This is a genomic window from Pseudomonas sp. PvP001, assembly GCF_040546375.1.
GTDB lineage: Bacteria > Pseudomonadota > Gammaproteobacteria > Pseudomonadales > Pseudomonadaceae > Aquipseudomonas > Aquipseudomonas coleopterorum.
In genome coordinates, this window is the sequence record NZ_JBEPNQ010000001.1 from 905898 (window position 1) to 929874 (window position 23977).

General features: G+C 63.8%; 20 protein-coding genes. 7 read left to right on the forward strand and 13 right to left on the reverse strand.

Going from position 1 to position 23977, the window contains the following annotated elements:
- Positions 1–19: 19 nt before the first annotated feature.
- The 3 genes from ABMD26_RS04115 to ABMD26_RS04125 form a co-directional block, all read right to left on the reverse strand.
- A complete protein-coding gene (locus ABMD26_RS04115) occupies positions 20–229 on the reverse strand; it encodes a hypervirulence associated TUDOR domain-containing protein (protein WP_320497411.1) in 210 nt (69 codons plus the stop codon).
- A gap of 79 nt (positions 230–308) precedes the next feature.
- Complete coding sequence (locus ABMD26_RS04120) at positions 309–1442, reverse strand: metallophosphoesterase (protein WP_354308215.1); 1134 nt, start codon at positions 1440–1442, stop codon at positions 309–311.
- A 233-nt stretch (positions 1443–1675) separates the two neighbouring features.
- On the reverse strand, positions 1676–2581 hold the full coding sequence (locus ABMD26_RS04125; RefSeq protein WP_320522213.1) for a LysR substrate-binding domain-containing protein: 906 nt from the start codon (positions 2579–2581) through the stop codon (positions 1676–1678).
- 202 nt (positions 2582–2783) lie between these two features.
- Here ABMD26_RS04125 and ydiJ point away from each other — a divergent pair, with 202 nt between their 5' ends.
- From ydiJ to ABMD26_RS04140, 3 genes are all read left to right on the forward strand, one after another.
- A complete protein-coding gene (gene ydiJ, locus ABMD26_RS04130; protein ID WP_354308221.1) occupies positions 2784–5813 on the forward strand; it encodes a D-2-hydroxyglutarate dehydrogenase YdiJ in 3030 nt (1009 codons plus the stop codon).
- 95 nt (positions 5814–5908) lie between these two features.
- Positions 5909–6724, forward strand: coding sequence for an alpha/beta fold hydrolase (locus tag ABMD26_RS04135; protein WP_192065610.1), 816 nt, complete (start codon positions 5909–5911; stop codon positions 6722–6724).
- Positions 6721–7890, forward strand: a complete 1170-nt coding sequence (locus ABMD26_RS04140; protein ID WP_354308227.1) for a PAS domain-containing sensor histidine kinase — start codon at positions 6721–6723, stop codon at positions 7888–7890. Before ABMD26_RS04135 ends, ABMD26_RS04140 begins: the two co-directional genes overlap by 4 nt.
- Before the next feature lie 29 nt (positions 7891–7919).
- Here the strand turns inward: ABMD26_RS04140 and ABMD26_RS04145 are convergent, their stop codons facing one another.
- The 7 genes from ABMD26_RS04145 to ABMD26_RS04175 form a co-directional block, all read right to left on the reverse strand.
- The gene (locus tag ABMD26_RS04145) at positions 7920–9047 is read right to left on the reverse strand and encodes a catalase family protein (protein ID WP_192000030.1); all 1128 of its coding nucleotides are present in this window, start codon (positions 9045–9047) and stop codon (positions 7920–7922) included.
- Between the two features lie 46 nt (positions 9048–9093).
- On the reverse strand, positions 9094–10191 hold the full coding sequence (locus ABMD26_RS04150; protein WP_354308232.1) for an alpha/beta hydrolase: 1098 nt from the start codon (positions 10189–10191) through the stop codon (positions 9094–9096).
- 231 nt (positions 10192–10422) lie between these two features.
- Positions 10423–11667 carry a saccharopine dehydrogenase family protein gene (locus ABMD26_RS04155; RefSeq protein WP_354308236.1) on the reverse strand — a complete coding sequence of 415 codons (1245 nt, stop codon included), beginning with the start codon at positions 11665–11667 and terminating at the stop codon, positions 10423–10425.
- Positions 11668–11694: 27 nt separating this feature from the next.
- Positions 11695–12792 (reverse strand): carboxynorspermidine decarboxylase, encoded by a 1098-nt coding sequence (locus ABMD26_RS04160; protein WP_134721462.1) that lies wholly within the window; start codon positions 12790–12792, stop codon positions 11695–11697.
- Between the two features lie 412 nt (positions 12793–13204).
- On the reverse strand, positions 13205–14077 hold the full coding sequence (locus tag ABMD26_RS04165) for a rhomboid family intramembrane serine protease (protein ID WP_122741747.1): 873 nt from the start codon (positions 14075–14077) through the stop codon (positions 13205–13207).
- Complete coding sequence (locus ABMD26_RS04170; RefSeq protein WP_414704778.1) at positions 14074–15048, reverse strand: metallophosphoesterase; 975 nt, start codon at positions 15046–15048, stop codon at positions 14074–14076. Before ABMD26_RS04170 ends, ABMD26_RS04165 begins: the two co-directional genes overlap by 4 nt.
- Entirely contained in the window at positions 15045–15938 is an 894-nt protein-coding gene (locus ABMD26_RS04175; RefSeq protein WP_043187749.1) for an NAD(+) kinase, read from the reverse strand. Before ABMD26_RS04175 ends, ABMD26_RS04170 begins: the two co-directional genes overlap by 4 nt.
- Positions 15939–16105: 167 nt before the next feature.
- Here ABMD26_RS04175 and ABMD26_RS04180 point away from each other — a divergent pair, with 167 nt between their 5' ends.
- The gene (locus ABMD26_RS04180; RefSeq protein ID WP_354308248.1) at positions 16106–17053 is read left to right on the forward strand and encodes a DUF1853 family protein; all 948 of its coding nucleotides are present in this window, start codon (positions 16106–16108) and stop codon (positions 17051–17053) included.
- 71 nt (positions 17054–17124) lie between these two features.
- Positions 17125–17673, forward strand: a complete 549-nt coding sequence (locus ABMD26_RS04185) for a cytochrome b (RefSeq protein WP_354308252.1) — start codon at positions 17125–17127, stop codon at positions 17671–17673.
- 4 nt (positions 17674–17677) lie between these two features.
- On the opposite strand, the gene ABMD26_RS04190 is transcribed toward ABMD26_RS04185, so the two are convergent.
- A complete protein-coding gene (locus ABMD26_RS04190) occupies positions 17678–18568 on the reverse strand; it encodes a 1-aminocyclopropane-1-carboxylate deaminase/D-cysteine desulfhydrase (protein WP_354308256.1) in 891 nt (296 codons plus the stop codon).
- 65 nt (positions 18569–18633) lie between these two features.
- Positions 18634–20670: an oxidoreductase gene (locus ABMD26_RS04195; protein WP_354308260.1), complete on the reverse strand. Its 2037-nt coding sequence runs from the start codon at positions 20668–20670 to the stop codon at positions 18634–18636.
- A gap of 188 nt (positions 20671–20858) precedes the next feature.
- Between ABMD26_RS04195 and ABMD26_RS04200 the strand changes: the two genes are divergently transcribed.
- Positions 20859–21974 carry a nitrilase-related carbon-nitrogen hydrolase gene (locus ABMD26_RS04200; protein ID WP_354311793.1) on the forward strand — a complete coding sequence of 372 codons (1116 nt, stop codon included), beginning with the start codon at positions 20859–20861 and terminating at the stop codon, positions 21972–21974.
- A 4-nt stretch (positions 21975–21978) separates the two neighbouring features.
- Entirely contained in the window at positions 21979–23001 is a 1023-nt protein-coding gene (locus tag ABMD26_RS04205) for an AraC family transcriptional regulator (protein WP_122741740.1), read from the forward strand.
- Positions 23002–23019: 18 nt separating this feature from the next.
- Here ABMD26_RS04205 and ABMD26_RS04210 read toward each other — a convergent pair whose 3' ends face one another.
- Complete coding sequence (locus ABMD26_RS04210; protein ID WP_354308266.1) at positions 23020–23868, reverse strand: DUF2242 domain-containing protein; 849 nt, start codon at positions 23866–23868, stop codon at positions 23020–23022.
- Positions 23869–23977 lie beyond the last annotated feature (109 nt).

The following is a 23977-nucleotide window of genomic DNA, read 5'->3' on the forward strand; positions in this document are numbered from 1 at the left end:
CAGGAGGCGCAGAAGGGGTTCATGATTTATGCAAGGCATCACCATGGTGAAGGGCGGAATGCCCGGTCTTGTCGCTCTTGACCTCGTACTGCGGCTCATCCTTGGACGCCGGCCGATGTTTGCCCATGAACTCCACGTCCTTGACATGAACCTTGGTCACCTTGCCGTGGATCTCCCCCGCCTCGGAATTCCAGCGCACCGCATCGCCCACCTTGAATGCATGGCTCATGGTCTTGCTCCTCATGTGATGAAAAACCCTTCAAGAAAAGGAGTGCAACGCACTCCATTGATTCACTCCACATAGCGACTCAACGTCCGGACGGCACTGCGCGCAAGGTGAACTCGGTGATTTCCGACGGCACCCCCAAACGAATCGGGAAGCCGTTCCACAACCCGCTGCCATTGCTGACATACAACTGCAGGCCGGCGCGGCGGTACAACCCGGACACGAACCCCTCGTTGGCCTTGGCCACCACCTGATCGAAACCGCGAATCATCCCGCCATGGGTGTGCCCGGACAGTTGCAGATCGACCCCGGCGGCGATCGCCTGGTCGATCGCGGCGGGTCGATGGTTGAGCAGCACGATCGGCGCATCGGCCGGTGCACCGCGCAGGGCCAGATCCAGGTCCGGTGCGCTACCTCCGTACCGGGTGGCGACCTTGTCGGTGATACCGGCGATGACCAGTTGCCCGCGTGTATCGCCGACCACCTCATGCTGGTTGATCAGGCTGTGCATGCCCGCCTCGCGAAACTTGGCCATCCAGCCTTCGTTGCCGAAGTAATACTCGTGGTTGCCGGGAATCGCGATCACGCCATCGCGGGCGCGCAGCTTCGCCAGCGGTCGCACGTCGGTGGCCCGTGCCTGCAGGGTGCCGTCGATGAGATCCCCGGTGATCACCACCAGATCCGGGGCCAGCGCGTTGGTGCGCGTGACGACTTCTTCCACCCAGGGCTCGGGAAACAGCACGCTGATGTGCAGGTCGGACAGCTGCACCAGCCGGAACCCATCCAGCGCCGGCGCCAGCCCGGGTATCTGGATGTCCACCTGACGCACGTCCGGCACGCGAGTGGCCTGGGCCACGCCGAAGCCGGAGACCACCACCGCAAGCGCTCCCACGCCATAGCGCCATTTGGCCAGGGCGCTGCGTGACAAAGCGCGGCGACGGACCAGGCGGGTCAGCAGGATGCCCAGATCCAGCACCAGCACGAAAGCGAACAGCAGGGCAAACCCGGTAAAGGCCCAGCCAGCGCTGTACGCCACCCAATAGGGGACTTCAGGCGAGTACATGGTCCCGGTGAACGCCAGAATCAGCATGTGGTATTTGGACGCGGCCAGCAGCACCAGACCGATCAGCAAACGCCAGCCGGTGGCCAGGGGCAATGGGTAGATGAAACGCAGCGCAACATACAGAAACGCGACAGTCGCATAGATGTGGAACACGGCTATTCCTCATGGTCAGTGGCACTCTGACAGCCGGCCCCTTCGATGGTTTGTCAGCGAGTTGCTACAGAACGTGTGCAACCCCTCGACCCACCTGATGCGCTGCGCCCCCCCTGTAGCAGCGGCGCAAGCCGCGTCGGCGATCCACGCGGAGTGTCAGGCGAATTGCGGTAAGGCCGGACGCGGCTTACGCCGCTGCTACAGGGGATCGGGGTGTCTGCGGGCCTGCAACCTCAACTGTCCGGAAACGGAATGGACAGCAACCACTCGCGAAAGGCCACCAGCGACGGCAGTTGCTGATTGTGGGTGGGATACGCCAGGTAATACCCGCGGCCGCTTTCCATGGGCTCGAAGAGGGTCACCAACTCACCCTGGGCGATTTCGTCCTGTACCAGAATGCGCGGCACCAGCCCGATGCCGATCCCGGCGATGACCGCCTGGATCAGGTGCGCCGTGTGTTCGAAGCTCGGCCCCAGGCGCGGGGTCGACGAGCCGGTCAACCCGACGCTGGCAAACCAGTCCGACCACGCGTGTGGCCGCGACACCACGCCCAGCAGCAACTGCCGCCCTGCATCCTGCACGGACATCTGCTCATGAGCGGGCAAAGCCTTGGGGCTGGCCACCACCACCAGCTTCTCCGAGAGCAATCGATGCGCCACATAGCCCGGCCACTGCCCCGACCCCGCGCAGATGATGGCGCTCATGTCCTGCGCGCCTTCGGACAGGTCACCGCGCACGATGCGCGAATGAAGATGCACCAGACTGCCGGGGTGGCGCCCATAGAAGTCCCCCATCCGCGGCATCAGCCATTTGGACGCGAAGGTCGGCAGCACCGCCAGGTGCAGGGTATCGGCCTCGATGCGATGGGAAATGGTCTGCAGGGTGGCGCCGCGAATCCGCGCCAGGGCGCCGGCCAGCTCGTGCTGGTACAGCGCGCCTGCTGCGGTCAACTCGATGTGCCTGCCTTCACGTTTGAACAACGCCACCTCCAGCAGCGCTTCGAGGGCCTGCACCTGTCGACTCACCGCGCTCTGGGTCAAGGCCAGTTCGGCCGCCGCCCGGGTGAAACTGCCGTGGCGACCCGCAGCTTCGAACGCCAGCAGCAACGACATGGAAGGTGTGAGCCGTCGAGGATTCATTCATTGAGCTCATGCAAAAAGCGAAGGATATACGTTTGCCCGGTGGGCCCGTGTCGGCGAAAATACGGTCACGCACGTCATGATGCAAGGCCCCTGCGCTAGATACGATCGGCTTTTCGAACTCGATCACCGCGCGCCTCGGCCCATTGCACGCATGCCTGTTTCGAATGCAAATCCACTGCCCCGCCGGATTCCGACTGCCATGATCGCCGAACTGTCCCGCCAGAAAGCTCCCCTCGCGCCCTATCAGGCGCTGCTGCGTCAGCTCGAACGTGCAGGTTTCCAGGGCGAGATCGTCGACGACTACGCCATGCGCACGGTGCTGGCCACGGACAACTCGATCTATCAGCGCCAGCCCCAGGCCGCCGTATTCCCTCGGCACGAGGCTGACGTGCAACTCCTGACCCGCCTGGCCAGCCAGCCGGAACATCGCAGTGTAGTGCTGACCCCACGCGGCGGCGGCACCGGCACCAACGGCCAGTCGCTGACCGATGGCCTGGTGGTGGACCTGTCCCGGCACATGAACCAGGTGCTGGAGATCAACGTCGAAGAGCGTTGGGTGCGAGTCCAGAGCGGCGTGGTCAAGGATCAGCTCAACGCAGCCCTGAAGCCCCATGGACTGTTCTTCGCCCCCGAACTGTCGACCTCCAACCGCGCGACCATCGGCGGCATGATCAACACCGACGCCAGCGGCCAGGGCAGCTGCACCTACGGCAAGACCCGCGACCACGTGCTGGAGCTGACCACCCTGCTGCTGGGCGGCGAGCGCCTGCACAGCCACAGCCTCGACGCGTCGCAGTTACAAGCCAACCGCGCGGGCGACGGCCGCATCGCCGAGGTCTATCAGTGCGCAGCGACCATCGCCGACGAGCAGGCCGAACTGATCGACGCGGTCTTCCCCAAGCTCAACCGCTGCCTCACCGGCTATGACCTGGCCCACCTGCGCGAGGCCGACGGGCGCTTCAACCTCAACAGCGTACTCTGCGGCTCGGAAGGCTCGCTGGGCTTCATCGTCGAAGCCAAGCTCAACGTGCTGCCGATCCCCAGGCATTCCATTCTGGTCAATGTGCGCTATGCCGGCTTCATGGACGCGCTCAACGACGCCAATGCCTTGATGGCGCACCAGCCGCTGTCGATCGAAACCGTGGATTCCAAGGTCCTCCTGCTGGCCATGAACGACATCGTCTGGCATGGCGTGGCCGAATACTTTCCCACCGACACACAGGCGCCGACCCTGGGCATCAATCTGGTGGAATTCAGCGGTGACGACCTGGCCGTGGTCGAGCAGCGTGTCGAACAGTTCATTGCCCACCTGCAGCAGGACACCACGGTGCCGCGCCTGGGCCACACGCTGGCGGTCGGCGCCCTGGCGGTGAGCCGGGTCTACGCGATGCGCAAGCGCGCGGTAGGCCTGCTCGGCAACGTTCAGGGCGAAGCGCGGCCGCAGCCGTTCGTCGAGGACACCGCCGTGCCGCCGCAGAACCTGGCGGCCTACATCGGCGAGTTCCGCGCCTTGCTCGACGGTCACGGCCTGCAGTACGGCATGTTCGGCCATGTCGATGCCGGCGTGCTGCACGTGCGACCGATCCTGGACATGAAGGACCCGCGCCAGGCCGCCCTGATCCGCCCCATTTCCGACGAGGTCGCGGCGCTCACCCAGCGGCACGGCGGCCTGCTCTGGGGCGAGCACGGCAAGGGCCTGCGCTCGCAATACGTGCCCGAGTACTTCGGCGAGCTGTATCCGGCCCTGCAGGCACTCAAGGCCGCCTTCGATCCGTTCAACCAGCTCAACCCGGGCAAGATCGCCACACCGGCCAGTGTCGCCGATGCGCGACTGACCCAGGTCGACGAAGTGACCCTGCGTGGCGAACTGGACCGCAGCATCGACGAGCGGGTCTGGCAGAGCTACGACAGCGCCGTGCACTGCAACGGCAACGGTGCGTGCTACAACTTCGACCCGAACGACGCCATGTGCCCGTCGTGGAAAGCCACACGCAACCGTATTCATTCGCCCAAGGGCCGTGCCTCGCTGATCCGCGAATGGCTGCGCCTGCAGGGCCTGCACGGCGCCAACGTACTGCAGAGCGCGAGCGGCAACCTGTTCCAGCGTGCGCGCAACAGCCTGGCCCGGCGCATGGGCCGCGACGACTTTTCCCACGAGGTGTACGACGCCATGGCCGGCTGCCTGGCCTGCAAGTCGTGCGCGGGGCAGTGCCCGGTCAAGGTCAACGTGCCGGAATTCCGTGCGCGCTTTCTGCAGCTCTACCACGGGCGCTATCTGCGACCGTTGAAGGATTACCTGATCGGCTCGCTGGAATTCAGCATCCCGTACCTGGCGCGCTTCCCCCGCGCCTACAACGCGGTCATGTCCTTCGCGCCGGTGCAACAGGCGCTGCAACGCGTGGCCGGCATGGTCGACAGCCCCCTGCTGAGCCTGGTCGATTTCCAGGCTCACTGTCGCGACTGGAACGTGCGCGCGGCGACTGCCGATCGTCTCGCCCGACTGACCCCCGAGCAGCGTCAGCGCAGCGTGATCCTGGTGCAGGATGCTTTCACCCGCTACTTCGACACGCCGGTAATGGCCGACTGGCTCGAGCTGATTTCGCGCTTGGGTTTCGACATCTACCTGGCCCCCTTCGCTGCCAACGGCAAGCCGTTGCAGGTACAGGGTTTCCTCGGTGCGTTCGACAAGGCCGCCCGGCACAACGCCCAGTCGCTGCGGCAATTGCAGGCCAGCGGCATCGCCCTGGTCGGCCTGGATCCAGCCATGACCCTGGTGTACCGCCAGGAGTACGCGAAAACCCTGGGCCACGACCAGGCACCGACCGTTCTGCTGCCACAGGAATGGCTGGCCCAGGTACTGCCGCAGACCGGCGAGCCCGGCACCGGCGGCGTCTACCAGCTGTTGCCGCATTGCACCGAGAAGACCAACGAGCCGAACAGCATCACCCATTGGCAACAGGTGTTCAGCCGTCTGGGCGCGACCCTGCAGGTATTGGCCAGCGGCTGCTGCGGCATGTCCGGCACCTATGGCCATGAAGCGCGCAACGTCGCCACCTCCAAGGTCATCTATGGGCAATCCTGGCAGCCGTTGCTGGCCCGCTACCATAGCTCGGGCAATCTGCTTGCCGACGGCTATTCCTGCCGCAGTCAGGTCAAACGCGAAGAAGGTCATACGGTCCGTCACCCGCTACAGGCCTTGCTGGAGCACGTGAGAAAAAACACCGTTTGAAAACGCTGGCGAGCCTGACGTCGGTGACTATGCTCGGGTAGACTAGTCGGCTAATCGACCCCGCATGCTCGCTTGCGCACACAGGAATTTCTCGGATGTCCGTCCAGGCTCGCAACAATGTGGTAGTCAAGGGCCAGGGGCCTCTGACGCTGGTGTTCGCCCATGGGTTTGGCTGCGACCAGAACATGTGGCGCATGGTCGAACCCACCTTTGCCAAGCGCTACCGCACCGTGTTGTTCGACATGGTCGGATGCGGCAAGTCCGATGTCGGCGCCTATGACATCGACAAGTACTCAACGCTGGCGGGCTATGCCGAGGACATCGTCGAAATCATCCAGGAATTCAAACAGGGTCCGGTGGTGTTCATCGGCCATTCGGTCGGCGCGATGGCCGGCGTCATGGCCGCCAACCTGAGCCCCGGGCTGATCAGTGCCCACGCCATGGTCGGCCCCTCGCCGTCCTACATCACCGACGAGGACTATCCCGGCGGCTTCACCCGCGACGACATCGACGCCCTGCTCTCGACCCTTGAAAGCAACTACCTGGGCTGGTCCAGTGCGATGGCGCCACGCATCATGGGCAACTCGGAAACGCCGGAACTGGGCGCCGAACTGACCAACAGTTTCTGCCAGACCGACCCGAACATCGCCAAGCGTTTCGCGCGTGTGACCTTCCTCACCGACAGCCGCGAAGACGTACGCCAGTTACGCGAGCCGGTACTGGTCATCCAGTCTTCCGACGACTTCATCGCGCCCAGGGCCGTTGGCGAATACCTGACTCAAGTGATCGACGATTGCCGCATGGTGCTGGTCGAGAACGAAGGCCACTGCCCGCACCTGAGCCAGCCTGCCGCCTGCATCGAAGCCATCCAGACCTTCCTCGACCAGACCTGCGGCCATCTGCCCGCATGAGCGTCGAGGCCACGGGCATCCCGAATGCCGAGGCGCTCTATCAACAGGCCCCCTGCGCCCTGCTGCTCATCAACGAAAAGGGCTTGATCCTCGAGGTCAACCAGACGTTCTGCCAGTGGCTGGGCCATACCCGCGAGCAACTGATCGGCACACGCAAGCTGCAGGAACTGCTGACCGTGGGTGGTCGCATGTTCTACCAGACGCACTGGATGCCATTGCTGGCGATGCAAGGTTTCATCACCGAGGTCAAACTGGACTTCTTGACCGCGCAAGGCACCGTCGCGCCGATGGTGCTCAATGCCGGAAGACGCGAGCATGAAGGCCAGGTGCTCAACGCCGTATCGGCGTTCATCGTGGCTGACCGCATGCGTTTCGAACAGGAATTGCTGCAGGCCAAGCGTCAGGCCGAGGACGCCCTGCAGCGGCATGTGGTGCTGGAACACGAACTGAATCGACAGCGCGAGCTCGCCGTGGATCGCGCACTGTTCGCCGAGCAGATGATCGGCATCGTCAGCCACGATCTGCGCAACCCGTTGCAGGTCGTGTCCATGGCAGCGCAGTACCTGCGTTCACAGGACATGACCGAACGGCAGGACACCATGCTCGGCCACATCAGGGAGGCCACGACACGTTCGCAACGCCTGATCAACGACCTGTTGGACTTCACCCAGGCGCGAATCGGCCAGGGTTTGGCGGTGAGCCGCGCGCCCATACAACTGGACCGTGTCATCGCTGCCGCCGTCGCCTCGTTGCGCCTGCTTCACCCACACCGCGAAATCGCTTTCAGCGCCAGCGACGAAGCCTTGTTCTGCCAGGCCGACGCGGACCGTCTGGCGCAATTGCTCGGCAATCTGGTGTCGAATGCGGTGACCTATGGCGATGGCGCCAGCCCTATCGACGTGCGAGTGTCGGCAGCACAGGGAACAGTGGAAATTGCCGTGCACAATGTCGGCAACCCGATCGACGAAGCCCAGTTGAGCACGATTTTTTCTCCCATGACACGAGGGGCAGAAGCGGGTCGCGAAGTACGCAGTGTCGGGTTGGGCCTGTTCATCGTCAGCGAGATCGCCAAGGCCCACGGGGGTGTAGTCGAGGTCGTTTCTACCGCACAGGCAGGGACCACCTTTGCCGTGCGTTTTCCGGCGTATGCCTCAGGCGGTCACTGACCGCCATCGGCAGACTGGCTGCCAGAACCTCAGCGTGGCTCGTGCATCGGGCAACCATTGTGGGTGGCGCGGAAGCCGGATGACATCTCGTAGGCGGGTTTGCGCACACGCATCACACCCCCCAGCGGACGGTGCGCCGCCAGACCATGCCAAGGGCTGAACGACATCCGCTCGTTGATCGTCTGAATGCTTTCCTCCGACCATGCGGCCTGGGCCGGGACTTCGATGCGGGCGACGGTCACGAAGGGGCTCAGTTCTTCCGACCATTGCTTTGAGGCATCCTCGATCGGCATTTCCTCAAGGTCGGTTGCCAGCTGGATACGCACTTCCCACGTACCCCCCTGGGTTGCGAAATATTCGGTGACCGCTTCACGCAGTCCGTCCGGCTTGCCGTCCAGATCGACGGGTTGATCGGTCAAATCGGTCAGCGATTGGGCCACTGGCACCACTTCCAGCTTGGCGTAGTGGTTACCGTACAGAAACGGCACAACCGTATTGAAGGTTTCGCCCAGCACATGGGTCAGCGGATGCCCGCCCATGCTCTTGAGCGTACCGCTTTCACCGCCCATGGTTTCGATCACCGACTCCACGCCACGAAGCAGCGCCGAAAACGCTTTCTTCAAGCCAGGGCCTTTGTCGGTGGTCTTGGCCAGGAGCTTGAGACTCTTCAAAAACGCCTTCGGCGTGGCAGCGGTGAACGCCTTGGCGTTCTGCATCACGAAATCCTGAGTCACATCGCCTTCACTGCCCGGCAAACGCTCGCCCTGAACGCCAACGATCTTCAGCCCCAAGCCGCGAGGTGTGGAAACCTTGTCGTCCAGAATATCACCCGGGTTGGTGGAAAAGCGCATCACCACCGGCAGTGTGCCAGGGACGGCAAAAGCGCCCTGCGCCAGAGGCGCAGGAAGACCGTCGAGTACCGTGATATGACCCCGTACCAGCCCGTGAGCCTTGGCATGCACGCCACGCAACGCGTGGCCGCCGTCTTCGAACGTCGTATCCAGGATGCTGCGCATCACCTGGTTTAGCTCTTGGCTGGTTTCAGCCTCGTCATCGGGCACTTGCTCGAATGAAGGCTCAAACACCAGCGGAGTGACGGTCAATCCACCTTCCGACAGTGGACGGTCCGCCAATGGGTTATCCGAAGAATGGTTCATATGCATGCCTCTACTCAGGTCGTACGGTTATCACGCTGGATCTTTATTATTTGGCCAGGTCGGCTTTCAGACGCTCGCCTGCATACATCTGGGCTTCCTCGGCTTTTTTCACCACTGCAGCGGTGCCGAAGAATTCGTGGGTCACGCCGGGATAGACCTTGCGCTCGACACTGACACCCGCAGTACGCAGCGCCTTTTCCAGCTCGGCGCCATCGTCGCGCAGCGGGTCGATTTCGGCGTTGATGACTGTCACCGGCGGCAAGCCCTTCAGGTCGGCGTGGACCAGATCGATGCGTGTGTCTTTCACGTCAGCCGGACCCCTGGTCACGTTGTCGATGAACCACAGCATCATCGGACGGTTGAGCGGCATGGCATCGGCGTACTTGCGATAGGACTCGGTCTCGGTATTGGACTGAGCCACCGGGTAAACCGACAGCACATGCTTGGGCTCGGTCAGACCGGCCTTGTGGGCTGCGACTGCGGTGGCCACGGCCAGGTTGCCGCCAGCGCTTTCGCCAGCCAGTGCCAAACGTTTCGCATCGCCATTGACCGCGGAAGCGTTCTTGCTCAACCAGCGATAGGCTGCCAACGCATCATCGTGAGCAGCGGGGAACTTGTTTTCAGGGGCGCGGCGGTAGTCGACGGACACGACCACGGCGTTGGCTTGTTTAGAGATGCCGCGTGCACCGCCGTCATACACCTTGCGATCGGCGAATACCCAGCCGCCACCGTGGAAGTACAGGACCACCGGGAACGGTCCTTTGCCTTCGGGGGTGTAGACGGTAGCCGGCAGTGCGCCTGCTGCGCCCGGTACGGTGATATCACGAGTGGTCACACCAGGGACCAGGGCGGTCGGAGTGCTGTCACGTTTCTCATCGGCGAGCACGCCTTTGACGGCATCGGCGATGGTGGGTTGCTGCCGAGCCTCGACGGCCGTGATTTTCTCCACGGCCTTGGCGTCGAAACTGGCGAATTTGTTCAGGACGGTCTGCATGTCCGAATCGGTGCGGAACATGCTCTTGGTACCGCTCACAGCGAGTTCGGAAACCGAGCGTTTTTCCGGATCTCGAGCGCAGCCGCTCAAAGCCATTGCCACGCCAGCAGCGCACAGCGCTACCATCAACTTACGGCCAGTCTTGATCATTGTTTTTTGCCTCGCACGAGAGTGGGAACGTTACGAAATATCAGGCCGCTGATAGCAACTTGATGTTCCAAAATTCCCACCTGTACCCAGACCGACGGTAGTCCTCCAAATACCACGACCCCTGTAGCAGCGGCGCAAACCGCGTCATCGGCCACAGAGGTGTGTCTGGAAAAACTTGGCGACCCCTGACGCGGCTTGCGCCGCTGCTACAGGGGTCGCGGTTGGCGGGGCTTACGCAGTGGCGTCCCAGGCGCGGTCGCCGGAGGCGTCCTTGATGCGCGTCGGCAGACCCATGGCGTCGAGCGCCTTGAGGAACGGCTCTGCGGGCAGCTCTTCGACGTTGGCCATGCGCTGCACGTCCCATTCGCCACGGGCAACCAGCAGGGCGGCAGCCACGGGCGGCACACCGGCTGTGTAGGAAATGCCCTGGCTGTCGGTTTCGGCGTAGGCTTCTTCGTGGTCCGCGACGTTATAGATGAACATCTCGTGGGGCTGCCCATTGCGGCTGCCCTTGACCAGATCGCCGATGCAGGTCTTGCCGGTGTAGCCCGGCGCCAGAGACGAGGGATCCGGCAATACCGCCTTGACCACCTTGAGCGGGACCACTTCCAGACCTTCGGCGGTCTTCACCGGCTGCTCCGACAGCAGACCGAGATTCTTCAGCACCGTGAACACATTGATGTAGTGCTCACCGAAACTCATCCAGAAGCGCACGTTGGGCACATCGAGATTCTTCGACAGCGAGTGCACTTCGTCATGCCCGGTCAGGTACAGGTTCTGCGAACCCACCACCGGCAGATCGTCGGTGCGCTTGACTTCGAACATGGTGTTGCTGGTCCACTGGCTGTTCTGCCAGCTCCAGACCTGCCCGGTGAATTCCCGGAAATTGATTTCCGGATCGAAATTGGTGGCGAAATACTTGCCGTGGGAACCGGCGTTGACGTCGAGGATATCGATCGAATCGATACGATCGAAATGCTGTTGCTGCGCCAGCGCGGCATAGGCATTGACCACGCCCGGATCGAAGCCCACACCCAGGATGGCGGTGACGTTCTTCTGTTGGCACTCTTCCAGGTGCTTCCACTCGTAGTTGCCGTACCAGGGCGGCGTTTCGCAGACCTTGCCCGGCTCTTCGTGGATGGCGGTGTCCAGGTAGGCCACGCCGGTGTCGATGCAGGCGCGCAGCACCGACATGTTCAAAAACGCGGAACCGACGTTGATGACGATCTGCGACTCGGTCTGCACGATGAGTGCCTTGGTCGCCTCGACGTCCAGCGCATCGAGCGCGAACGCCTGGATGTCGGCGGGCTGCTTGAGGCTGCCCTTGGCCTTGACGCTGTCGATGATGGCCTGGCATTTGGAGATGTTGCGCGACGCGATGGCAATACGACCAAATTCATCGTTGTGCTGCGCGCACTTGTGGGCCACCACCTTGGCGACACCTCCTGCACCAATGATAAGAACGTTCTTCTTCAATTTATTCACTTCTCCTCGGCTGTCCGCTTACGAAAGGCTGGACAGGTAGTCTTCGAAACCAAACTCACGAACCACCTCGACTGTACCGTCGAGTTGTTTCACTACGATGGACGGCATCTTCAGGCCGTTGAACCAGTTCTTCTTGACCATGGTGTAACCGGCGGCATCGACGAACGACAGGCGATCACCGATGGCCAATGGACGCTCGAACGGGTATTCGCCGAAGATATCGCCGGCCAGGCAGGATTTGCCGCACACCATGTAGGTGTGTTCGCCACTGCTGGGGGCCAGCTTGGCATTGAGCCGGTAGATCAGCAGGTCGAGCATGTGCGCTTCGATCGAGCTGTCGACCACGGCCAGGTGCTTGCCGTTGTAGAGAGTGTCGAGCACAGTGACTTCCAGCGATGCGCTGTTGGTGATCGCCGCTTCGCCAGGTTCCAGGTACACCTGCACGCCGTACTTCTGCGAAAAGGCCTTGAGCCGGGCGCAGAAGTCGTCCAGTGCGTAACCTTCACCCGTGAAATGAATACCGCCGCCGAGGCTGACCCATTGCACCTTGTGCAACAGATGACCGAAGCGCTCCTCGATGGTCCCCAGCATCTTGTCGAACAGGGCGAAGTCGCCGTTCTCGCAGTTGTTGTGGAACATGAAGCCGGAGATCTGCTCGATCACTTCCTCGACCTTGACCGGGTCCCATTCGCCCAGACGGCTGAAGGGTCGCGCCGGATCGGCCAGCAGGTAGTCGGAACTGCTGACCTGCGGGTTGACCCGCAGGCCGCGGGTCTTGCCTTGCGAAGCCTGGGCAAAACGCTGCAGTTGGCCGATCGAGTTGAAGATGATCTTGTCGCAGTTGGCGAGCATCTCCTCGATTTCGTCGTCGGCCCAGGCCACGCTGTAGGCGTGGGTTTCACCGGCGAACTTCTGCCGACCCAGCTTGAGCTCGTACAGCGACGACGAGGTGGTGCCGTCCATGTACTGCTCCATCAGGTCGAACACCGACCAGGTGGCGAAGCACTTGAGCGCCAGCAAAGCCTTGGCCCCGGACTGTTCGCGCACGTAGGCGATCTTTTCCAGGTTGCCCAGGAGCTTCTGTTTGTCGATGAGGTAGTACGGCGTATTGATCATTTCGAGGCCCCCGGCATGGCCAGCCAAAAAAAGGACCCGCATTGTGCCCTCAGTTACCCCGGACCGAAAGAGCGACCGCCCGATTTCCACGCGATACCACCCCACCGACCGCACCACCGGACACACCGCACCCACCACCGACGCGCATCAGGCACACCTCATACCCCGCGGCTTGCTTCCCCCTGTAGCAGCGGCGCAAGCCGCGTCCGGCCTCACCGCACAGCATCAGGCACACCCCTACACCACCAACGCGGCTCCCGCGCCCCTGTAGCAGCGGCGCGAGCCGCGTCCGGCCTCACCACACAGCATCAGGCACACCCCTACACCACCAACGCGGCTCCCGCGCCCCTGTAGCAGCGGCGCGAGCCGCGTCCGGCCCCACCGCACAGCATCAGGCACACCGCCGACACGCTTACCGGGACTTGCGCCGGGCCAGCAGGCCGCCCATGAGGCCCGTGGCGCAGCCGATCAACAGACCGCCAACGTGCGCACCATTGGCAATTTCGCCGAAGCCCAGCACGCTCACCAGCCCGCTCAGACACAGCCCGAGCCATATCAGCATCATCACCAGCACACCACGCGGCAAACGGTAGATCGGGTTGGGCGCCAGCCACTGGTACAACCAGCAGTGCCCGAGCAAGCCATACAGCACCCCCGACAACCCGCCGAACAAACTTGGCCCACTGACCAGGTACTGGACCACGTTCGAGACCAGGCTGAACGACAGGGTCAGCCCGAGCAGATTGATCCGCCCCTGCAACGCCTCGATACGCCGCCCCAGCTCCCAGTACCACAGCGCGTTCATCGCCAGGTGCAGCAAACCGAAATGGATCAGCATGGGGCTGAACAGACGCCACCACTGCCCGCTCGCCAGGGTATCGGCCAGCGGCGTGAAGTAGAGGTACTCGCCCTGCACCTGAAAGTCGAGAAAGGTCAGCCAGCGCAGACTGCCCAGGTTGTCTCCCAGCAGGGTCACTGCCGCCACCACCAGGCACGCCAGCAGTACCGCAGCCGTGGCCGGGCTGGCCTTGAGCTGCTGCACGAAACCCGGCCTCTGCACCGGCGCATGCCGGGCCATCAATTGCGGATCGACTTCGGCGTTGCCTTCCGGATAGCGCTGGTACAGGTCGCGAATATCCTGCGCCAGGCGTTCGTCGGGCACCCAAAGCACTTGGCTACCCTGCTCCTCGCTGACCCGATGGGGTACCTTCAGACGTCTCAGCAAACCTACGAAACCACTCAGGTCAGTGCTCAGCGGCAGACGCAATACGGCGATTGCACTCATGAAAACGCCTCCGGGCGTTCGACTTCGACCCACACGAACTTGCGTGGGTCGATTCGGGTTTCCTGGTCCAGACGGTACGCCACCAGCTTGCCGTACAGCACCGCGCTGTAATCCAGGCAAGCCAGGTTGGGCCGTATCGCCGCCGGTCGCCCACTGCGCCAGTAATGGCCGACGAACAGCAACGGCTCGTCGACTCCATAGCGCAGCAAGGCGTTCTTCTGCTCCTCGCTCAACGGCGCGCAGGCCACCTCGTCTGGCAGGGCATCGGGCTGAAACACCACATCACCGTAGGTTTGCGGATCGTCTTCCCAGAACTTGGTCCGAAAGAAGGCCCGACTCAGGCCGTCGGCCCCGGTCAGGGTGAGACCACCGGGCAGACGCATGTCGGTGCCGCGCAGCAGGCGGTCGAACACCTGGCTGGCAAAGCTGCCCTTGACCGCCGATGCCTGAAGAAAATGCGCGTCGATGCAGCCATCCGGGTGCTGTCGGCGCAGCGGCTCGATGAGGCCTGCGTCCCAGCACGCGTGCACCAGCCGGAAGCGCTCGGCATCCAGAAACAACGGCAACTCGTAGAACCAGCCAAGAAAATCATGCCAGTCGCCAGGGTGCTGAGCGAACTGGTCGAGGGTCGCCTGGATCAGGCGTTCGTGCCGCGGCACATGTTCGCGCACGTACTGCTTGCCGCTACCCGGCAGGGCCGGCGTACTCCAGCCCAGGGCGTTGAACTCGTGATTGCCCATGATGCAGCGCGCCTGATCGGCCACGACCATGTCATGGACGATGTGCAGGGACTCGCGGATCCGTGGCCCGCGGTCGATGATGTCGCCGAGAAACAGCGCCTGGCGCGAACCATGGCGCCAGACGCCGCCCTGCTTGCGATAGCCCAGCCTGTCGAGCAGATGTTCGAGGGTGTGTGCGCAACCGTGCACATCGCCGATCAGGTCGTAACTTCGCGCCGGGTCGAGCATCAATCGCCTCCGGTGTTGCCGAGCCGGCTGCCCCAGCCGAGTTTGGTCCGGCACACTTCGTAATAGTTGTGGTCCAGCGGGTGGATCAGGCGCAGTTTCTGCGATTTCTTGCGCACCGTGAGGGTATCGCCCGGGGCACAGGTAAAGTGGTTCTGGCCATCACATGAGACTTGCGGATAGATCTGCATGTTCTTTGAGACAACGATTTTCATCTCGCTGTTGCCATCGACGACGATCGGCCGACCCGAAAGCGTGTGCGGGTACATGGGCACGATCACGATCGCATCGAGCTTGGGGTGCATGATCGGCCCGCCCGCCGACAGTGCGTAGGCGGTCGAGCCGGTCGGCGTGGCGAGGATCAGGCCGTCGGCCTTCTGGCTACAGACGAACTGCCCGTCGATGTAGATCTCGAACTCGATCATGCGAGTCGACTTGCCCGGGTGCAGCACGACGTCGTTGAGCGCATCGCCCTGGCCGATGGCCTCGCCATGCCGGCGCACTTCGGCCTCGAGCAGGAAACGGTTCTCGACCAGATAGTGCCCGTCCAGCACCTCGGCGACTTTCACTTCGAGCTCGTCGGGGCGGATGTCGGTGAGAAAGCCCAGGCTGCCGCGGTTGATCCCCAGCACCGGGGTGTTGTGCCGCGCCAGCGCCCGTGCCGCACCCAGCAGGCTGCCGTCGCCGCCGACCACGATCACCAGATCGCAGACTTCGCCGAGCATCTTGCGCGACGAGGTCTGCAGGTTGTGGCCGGGCAGTACTTCGGCGATGGTGTCCTCGAGGATGACATGCATGTGCCTGTCCAGCAGGAAGCGCTTGAGGCGGCGAATGGTATCGAGCACCTGCGAGCTGCCGAGGCGGCCGATGATACCGATATTGCGAAATTGCTCCATGAGGCTCCTGCTCGGGTCTGTTCTGGCTATCGGGATGCGCCAGGCACATTCCACAACGCTGTCGCGCAACCAGCGGTTGCGGACACAAATACGGATCTGGATTATGGAGTAAAGCCGTTGCCGCACAAAACCCTTTCAGCCACCGCGCCATTGACCGGGATCGTCCCATGAATCCATTTGCCGCCCTCGCCGACTTCCCGCGCCACCTGCGCCAGCCCCAGGTGCGCGATCTGGCGTGGGTCATCCTCGCCCCGCCGCTGCTGCACACAGCGCCCTGGACGCAACGCCATCCCCTGGCCGGCAGCCGCTGGGCCGAACGGCCCGAAGACCTGCAGGCGTGGCTGCAGGCCCTGGACGATGCCAGCCAACCCCTGGTCGACTGGCTGGCCCAGGCACCCACGAGACGCCTTGGCCTGTACTACGAACGCCTGTGGCAATTCGCCCTGCAGCAGGCGCCCGGTATCGAGCTGCTGGCCGCCAACCTGCCGATCCGCAAGGGTGGACACACGTTGGGCGAGCTCGACATAGTGATTCGCGACCGTGACGGTGTGCATCACCTGGAACTGGCCATCAAGCTGTACCTGGGCCCGGTGGCCGCCGACGGCCACGACGCCTTCCAGTGGCTGGGCCCCAACACCCAGGATCGGCTGGGCCGCAAGCTCAACCACCTGGCCGAGCACCAGTTGCCCATTTCCACGTCCAGTCAGGGCCGCGAAGCCTTGCACGAGCTGGGCATAGAGCAGTTCGACGCCCACCTGTGGCTGGCCGGCTACCTGTTCTACCCCTGGCCAGGTGCGGCGAGCGCACCCGAACATGCCCACCCCGACCACTTGCGCGGACGCTGGGTGCATCAGCGCGATTGGCCGATCTTCGTCGAGCAACGCCCGGACGGGCGCTGGCAGCCGCTGCCGCGCGATGCCTGGCTGGCACCGGCTCGCCTCGCTGCCGCCGACGCCTGGGCACCCGATCAGCTCCACGCCTGGCTGCAGCAACTGGACCCACTCGCCGCCGCGCAGATGCTCGTGCGGCTGACCCACGACGCTCATGGTGACTGGCAGGAAGCCGAGCGGGTCTTCCTGGTCGCCGACCCCTGGCCAGCCCTGCCGGGCGTATAAAGCACGGGGCTGGCTAAAGATGTCCACGGCCGGCCCGATACCCTGTGCATGACCGCTCGAGTAGTCGCCCGATGACCTGGAGAAACACCCACGCGCGTTACGGCAGCCTGTCCATCGCCCTTCACTGGTCGATGCTGGTCCTGCTGGCCGCCACCTATGCGTGTATCGAGTTGCGCGGACAATTCGCACGAGGCAGCGGCGCGCGCGTACTGATCGTGCAGTTTCACTTCATGCTGGGCCTGAGCGTGGGTTTGCTGGTGTGGCTGCGTCTGCTGGCACGAAGCCTGGGCGTCACCCCGAGCATCGTTCCGCCTCTCCCCGCCTGGCAGACCCGCCTGGCCAGCCTGATGCACCTTGCACTCTACGCCTTGATGATCGGCCTGCCGTTGCTCGGCTGGCTGATCCTCAGCGCGCAGAACCGGCCCGTCTCGTTCTGGGGCATCGAGTTGCCTCACCTGATCGGCGAGGACCGTGACCTCGGTGGGCGCCTGCAGGAATGGCACATGCGCATCGCCGGCTGGGGCTATTGGCTGATCGGCCTGCACGGCCTGCTGGGCCTGGGCCATCATTATCTGCGCGGCGACAATACCCTGCGCCGCATGCTGCCGCAGCGCGACTGAAACATCACGGTGCGGCCCGCCAACCCTGCAGGCCACCGGTGTGCACGAACACCACGCGGTTGCCTGCAGCGAGCACGCCCGCCGTTGCCGCCTCGCGCAAGGCCCACAACGCCTTGGCCGTGTACACCGGCTCCAGGGGAATACCGGCCTCGGCTTCACAGTCGCGCATGAACGCCAGCAGCGCGCTGTCCGTTTTGGCAAAGCCGCCACGGCTGGCATCGAGCAGGGTATGACCCTGTTCGCCGCACAGCGCATTCACCTGCTCCTGCACGCCATGCCCCGGCCCGACCGCCAGCGCTCCGTAAACCCGGCGCTGCCCGTCTTCGGCCAGGACCAGGCCAGCCAGCGTCGTACCAGTCCCTACCGCCAGCCACCATGCCTCGAAATCGTCCCAGCCGATATCTGCCAGTTGCGCCTGCACTTGAACCCTCAGAGCTGCACACCCCTTGGCCCCCAGCAACCCTCCGCCACCCTCGGGCACCGGCAGCAGATCGGGGTAGCGTGCCTGCCAGGGTGCCCAGAAATCCTCCCGGTGGCGCTGTCGATACCCCTCGTAACCCAACCAGTTCAGCTCCATTCCCCACCGCTGCAGGTCAATCACGGTCGGCGTAACCTGGGCGTGGCCGCGAAGCAAGCCGACCGTGCGCAGACCCAGGCGCTCACCGGCCGCCGCCAGGGCATGCAGGTGATTGGAATGGGCACCGCCCAGACTGATGACCCCCCTGCAGCCAGCGGCCCGAGCGGCCAGCAGGTGATGCTGCAGCTTGAACGACTTGTTGCCGCTGATCAGCGGATCGATGAGGTCCAGCCGGAGTATGGCCGCCTCGATGCCGGCCTCGGCGAGCCAGGACAATCGCAAGGGTTGCAACGGGGCGCGTGGTAGATCAAGAAGCATGGGGGCCTGACAAGCTGGACGTGGGAATGCAGCGGCGCCGGGACCGACCCGGCGCGCTGCTCATTCTACAGCACGGCTGCCAGGCGCGAGCCCTGGTCGATGGCGCGTTTGGCGTCCAGTTCAGCGGCCACGTCCGCACCGCCGATCAGGTGCACTCGCTGCCCGGCCTCGATCAGCCCCTGTTCCAGCTCGCGCAACGGATCCTGCCCGGCACAGATCACCACGTTGTCCACCGCCAGCACCCGCGGCTCGCCCCCGCCCACGCGTACATGCAGACCGGCGTCATCGATCTTCAGGTACTCGACGCCGTTGACCATGCGCACGCCCTTGCTCTTCAGTCCGGCGCGATGGATCCAGCCGGTGGTCTTGCCCAGGCCTTCACCCACCTTGCCCGCCTTGCGCTGCAGCAGGTAGACCTCGCGCGCCGGCGCGTGGGTCTGCGCCGCAACCCCAGCCACACCGCCGCGGGCGTGCAGCGTCAGGTCGATGCCCCACTCCTTCCAGAATGCCTCACGATCAAGGCTGGTGAACGGGCCTTGATGCACCAGGAACTCGCTGACGTCGAAGCCGATGCCACCGGCGCCGATCACCGCCACACGTTGCCCCACCAGGCGCCGTGCCAGCAACACGTCCAGATAACTCAGCACCATGGGATGGTCGATACCCTCGATGTCCGGCAGCCGCGGGGCGATGCCGGTGGCCAGCACGATCTCGTCGAAACCTCCGGCTGTCAGCGCGGCTACGTCGACCCGCACGCCCAGGCGCACGTCCACGCCGAGCCGCGTCAGCCTGCGATCGAAATAGCGCAAGGTTTCGTTGAATTCTTCCTTGCCCGGAATGCGCTTGGCCACGTTGAACTGACCACCGATCTCGTCGCGCGAGTCGAACAGCGTCACCGCATGGCCGCGCTCGGCCGCCACGGTGGCCGCCGCCAACCCGGCCGGCCCGGCCCCTACGATGGCAATCCTGCGTACCTGGGTCACGGGCAGATAGTTGAGTTCGGTTTCATGGCAGGCGCGCGGGTTGACCAGGCAACTGGTCAACTTGCCGGCGAAAGTGTGATCCAGGCAGGCCTGGTTACAGGCGATGCAGGTGTTGATCTCGTCGCCCCGGTCGGCAGCGGCCTTGTTGATGAATTCAGGGTCGGCCAGGAATGGCCGCGCCATCGATACCATGTCCGCGTCGCCATCGGCCAGGATGCGCTCGGCCACCTCCGGGGTGTTGATCCGGTTGGTGGTGATCAGCGGCAGCCGCACCGCCGTGCGCAACTTGGCCGTGACCTTGCTGAACGCCGCGCGGGGCACCTTGGTGGCGATGGTCGGAATACGTGCTTCGTGCCAGCCGATACCGGTGTTGATCAGCGTGGCTCCCGCCGCCTCGATGGCCTGGGCCAACTCGACCACTTCCTCCCAGATGCTGCCGCCTTCGATCAGGTCGAGCATGGACAGGCGGAAGATGATGATGAACTCGCGACCGACCGCTTGCCTTACCTGACTGACGATCTCGACCGCCAGGCGCATCCGATTGGCGTAGCTGCCGCCCCAGCGATCGGTGCGCTGGTTGCTGTGGGCCGCCAGGAACTGATTGATGAAGTAGCCTTCCGAGCCCATGATCTCGACACCGTCATAGCCCGCCGACTGGGCCAACCGAGCACAGGCGACGAAGTCGGCGATCTGCTTCTGAATGCCTTCTTCATCCAGCTCGTGTGGCTTGAACGGGTTGATCGGCGCCTGAATGGCACTTGGCGCCACCAGCTTGGGGCTGTACGCATAGCGCCCGGCATGCAGGATCTGCAGGCAGATCTTGCCGCCGGCCTCATGCACCGCCTGGGTCACGATCCGATGCTTTAGCGCCTCCTCGGGCGTGCTCAGCTTGGCCGCCCCGGCATACACCCCACCTTCTTCGTTCGGAGCAATGCCGCCGGTGACGATCAGGCCCACACCACCCCGCGCACGTTCGGCGAAATACGCCGCCATGCGTTCGAACCCACCAGGTTTTTCCTCGAGGCCGGTGTGCATGGAACCCATCAGACTCCGGTTGCGCAAGGTGGTGAACCCCAGGTCCAGAGGTGCCAGCAGATGAGGATAGGGAGCAGCGGCCACGGGATCTCCACAGGCAGGATCACGGATAGGTGCAGAGCCTCTTTCAGCGGGCTCGGTCACGACGAGTGTCTGACAGTAAAGACCCGAGCCGCCTGCCTCAATGACCAGAAATAACAAGTCATTGATCATGCCGCACGCGACGTCTACCCTAGTGCGGATTCACCAACAGGAGCTGATTGTTGTCCCTCATGCGTAAAATCCTGATGTCCGTGGTCGCCCTGCTTTGCCTGGCGGCGTTGACCACCTATGCGCTGTGGACGACCCAGCGGCCCGTGGGCCACTACCTGTCGGACCTGCGCGTCACGTTCGAGGGGGTCGACGGCGTGCCGGCCGGGCGGGGCAATCTACTGGGCGTTCAGCCCGAACTGTTCCCGGCGGACTACCAGAGTGTCGAACGCCTGCGCCTGAAACTGGCCGGTTATCTGCAACACGCCCAGGACGCCGGCCTGCTCAACGGCAAGACCATCGTCGTGCTGCCCGAGCACATCGGCACCTGGTTGTGGGCCGTGGGCGAGAAGAACGAGTTCTACCAGGCCGCGCAACGCCGCGATGCCGAACAATGGCTCGCCGCCAGCAACCCGCTGGACCTGCTCGCCGGATTGGTCCAAGCCCATGGCGACGACCGCTTCGCCGACGCCTACCTGCGCATGAAGGCGGCGCGCATGGCCGATCAATACCAGCAACTGTTCGGCGGCCTCGCCAGGCAGTTCGGTGTGACGCTGGTCGCAGGCTCCATCATTCTGCCCAAGCCTTCGGTTGCCGACGGTCGGCTGCGGACCGACAGCGGGCCGTTGTACAACGCCAGTGTCGTGTTCGCCACCGATGGCTCCATCCTCGGTCAGCCACAGCTCCAGCATTTCACCAGTCACCCTACCCGGCGCTATGTGCAATCCCTGGGCGATGCGCCATTCAACGTTTTCGACACCCCGGCGGGAAAACTCGCCGTACTGATCGGCACCGACAGCTGGCACCCGGCCAGTCACGCCCAACTACGCCAGCAGGACGTGCAACTGCTGGCGGTGCCGGCATCGGTGCTGGGCCGGGGCCGCTGGTCCAGCCCGTGGCGTGGCTTCCGCATCAGCCCGGCGCCCACCGATGTTGCCTTGTCACCTCGCGAAGTCAGCGAGGCACACGCCTGGCAACGTCTGAACGAAGCCAGCGCGCCCTTGGCCAGCATGACCGTGTTCATGGGCGGGCATTTCTGGAATCAGTTCTACGAAGGGCAAAGTTTCGCGCGTCAGCGCGAACGGTTCGGGCAAGTCGGCGATGGGCGCGGCGCGCGCCTGATCAACCTGTGGCTCTAGGCGAGTGACGGGCCAGCGCATCAAACTCGGCGACCTGTCGGTCGGCTTCACTCAAAGCCTGGCCGAGGCAGTACGTAGCCACGGTCATGACCCCTCGCCCCTGTTGACCCAATATGGACTGGAGCCCAGTCGGCTCAACGTGGCCGGTGCACGGTTGACCATCGCCCGCTATATGCGCCTGGGGCATGCGGCCATCGCACTCACCGGCGACCCTGCCCTGGGCCTGCGCATCGGTCAGGCCAGTCGCTTGAGCCAGGCGGGGTTGGCGGGTATCACGGCCGCACAGGCGCCAACGGTGCGCGAAGCCGCCCGTACGCTGATTCGCTTCGAAGCTCTGTATGCAGCCAACTACCGCGGGCAGTCGAGCTTTCATGAAGACCGCGAAGGCGCCTGGCTACGTTTCTATTCGATCAGCCCCTACAACGCCTATAACCGGTTCGTGGTGGATTCGCTGCTGACCGGCTGGCTGCGGCAACTGAGCGTCCTGGCGGGGCAAGACGTGCGTGCGCAGCGGCTGGAGATCGAGTTCGCCGCGCCGGAGTACGCTGACCACTACCCTGCCAACACCAGCTTCGGCTGCGAGCACAATCAACTGCGTCTCACCCACGCCAGCCTCAGCCTGCGCAACCCCGAGCACTGTCCCAGCACCTGGCAGCATCTGTTGCAGTTGTGCGAGCAGGAACTGGAACGGCTGACCCGTATCCGGACTTTAGCCGAACGGGTCAGCCAGTTGCTCGGCCCCTTGCTCAATGGCGGGCGCGAGCCCACGCTGGACGAAGTCGCCGCTTGCCTGAAAATGCCGGCCTGGACCCTGCGCCGCAAGCTGACCCAGGAAGGCACGCAATTTCGCTCGATTCTCAACGACACTCGTCGGGACCTGGCACAGACCTACATCCGTGACACCGAGCTGGCCTTCGGCGAAATTGCCTATCTACTGGGATTCACTTCGGCCGAAGCCTTCCAGCGTGCGTTCAAGCGCTGGTGCGCAGTCACGCCCGGAGAGTACCGCCGCACGAACCGTCAATGATCCGTACGCGCATTGGCTTCAATGCTGCGGGACCGGCGTGTCGGCGGCAGGCGTTTCAGGGGCGGCATCGGGGGCTGCCTGCGGCGTTTCGGGCTGTGTCATGATTTCGATCGGCGCCGGTTGCGCCGGTGGTGCCACCGGCTGCGAGGCCTCCTGTTCAGGCACCGCGTCTACCCCAGGCGCCTGGATGACCGCCGGCGTCGGCTGCGCCAACGGCGTTTGCGCAGCCGATGGCGCCGCTACTGCAGGCGCCAGGGAAGCGGCGGGTGCGGTGTCGGGCACACCCAGCTCATCCTGGGCTGGCTGCGGCGCTGCCGCTTTCTTGGCTTTGACCGGCATGAAGCTCTCGACCAAGGCGAAATAGCGGTCGTAGAACGTATCCGACGCCACCGTTTCACTGGCCACCTTGACCATGGAGTCGTCGGTGGACCCGATCGGCATCGACACCGAACCCAGCACCCCCACGCCCACACTTGCGGAGTTGTTGACCTTCTTCAGCGCGTAGCGATCCTGCAGGGCGTTGGCGAACACGGTGGAACTGTGATCACTGCTGGCATCGGCTACGCACACCACATTGAAGCTGATTTCCAGATGACTCTCGCCGGTTTGCTGGAAGCTCTTGTGGCCGCTGACCTGGCGCGGATCATTGCTGGTGATGATGTAGCCCTGACTCAGCAAACCGCGGCGCGCAGCCTCGCAGGAGGCCACGTCACTGACGGGGTAGTTGCGCGAGAAGGTGCCCGAGTCGGCAAAGTTTTCGTGTTCGTAGATGGCGGTCTTGGGTGAGGAACACCCTGCCAGGCCAAGCCATGCAATTGCCAGCAATGCGCCTGGGAGGCGACGTCCGAAAGGAAATGGGAGTGACATTTGGAGTCCTGGAAAAACGTTCTGCGGCTATTGTGCAACAGAACATGCGCATCAGGCGCATGAAATACCGTTCAATCAGGACGTGCGGTGATACGCGATGTTTCCATGG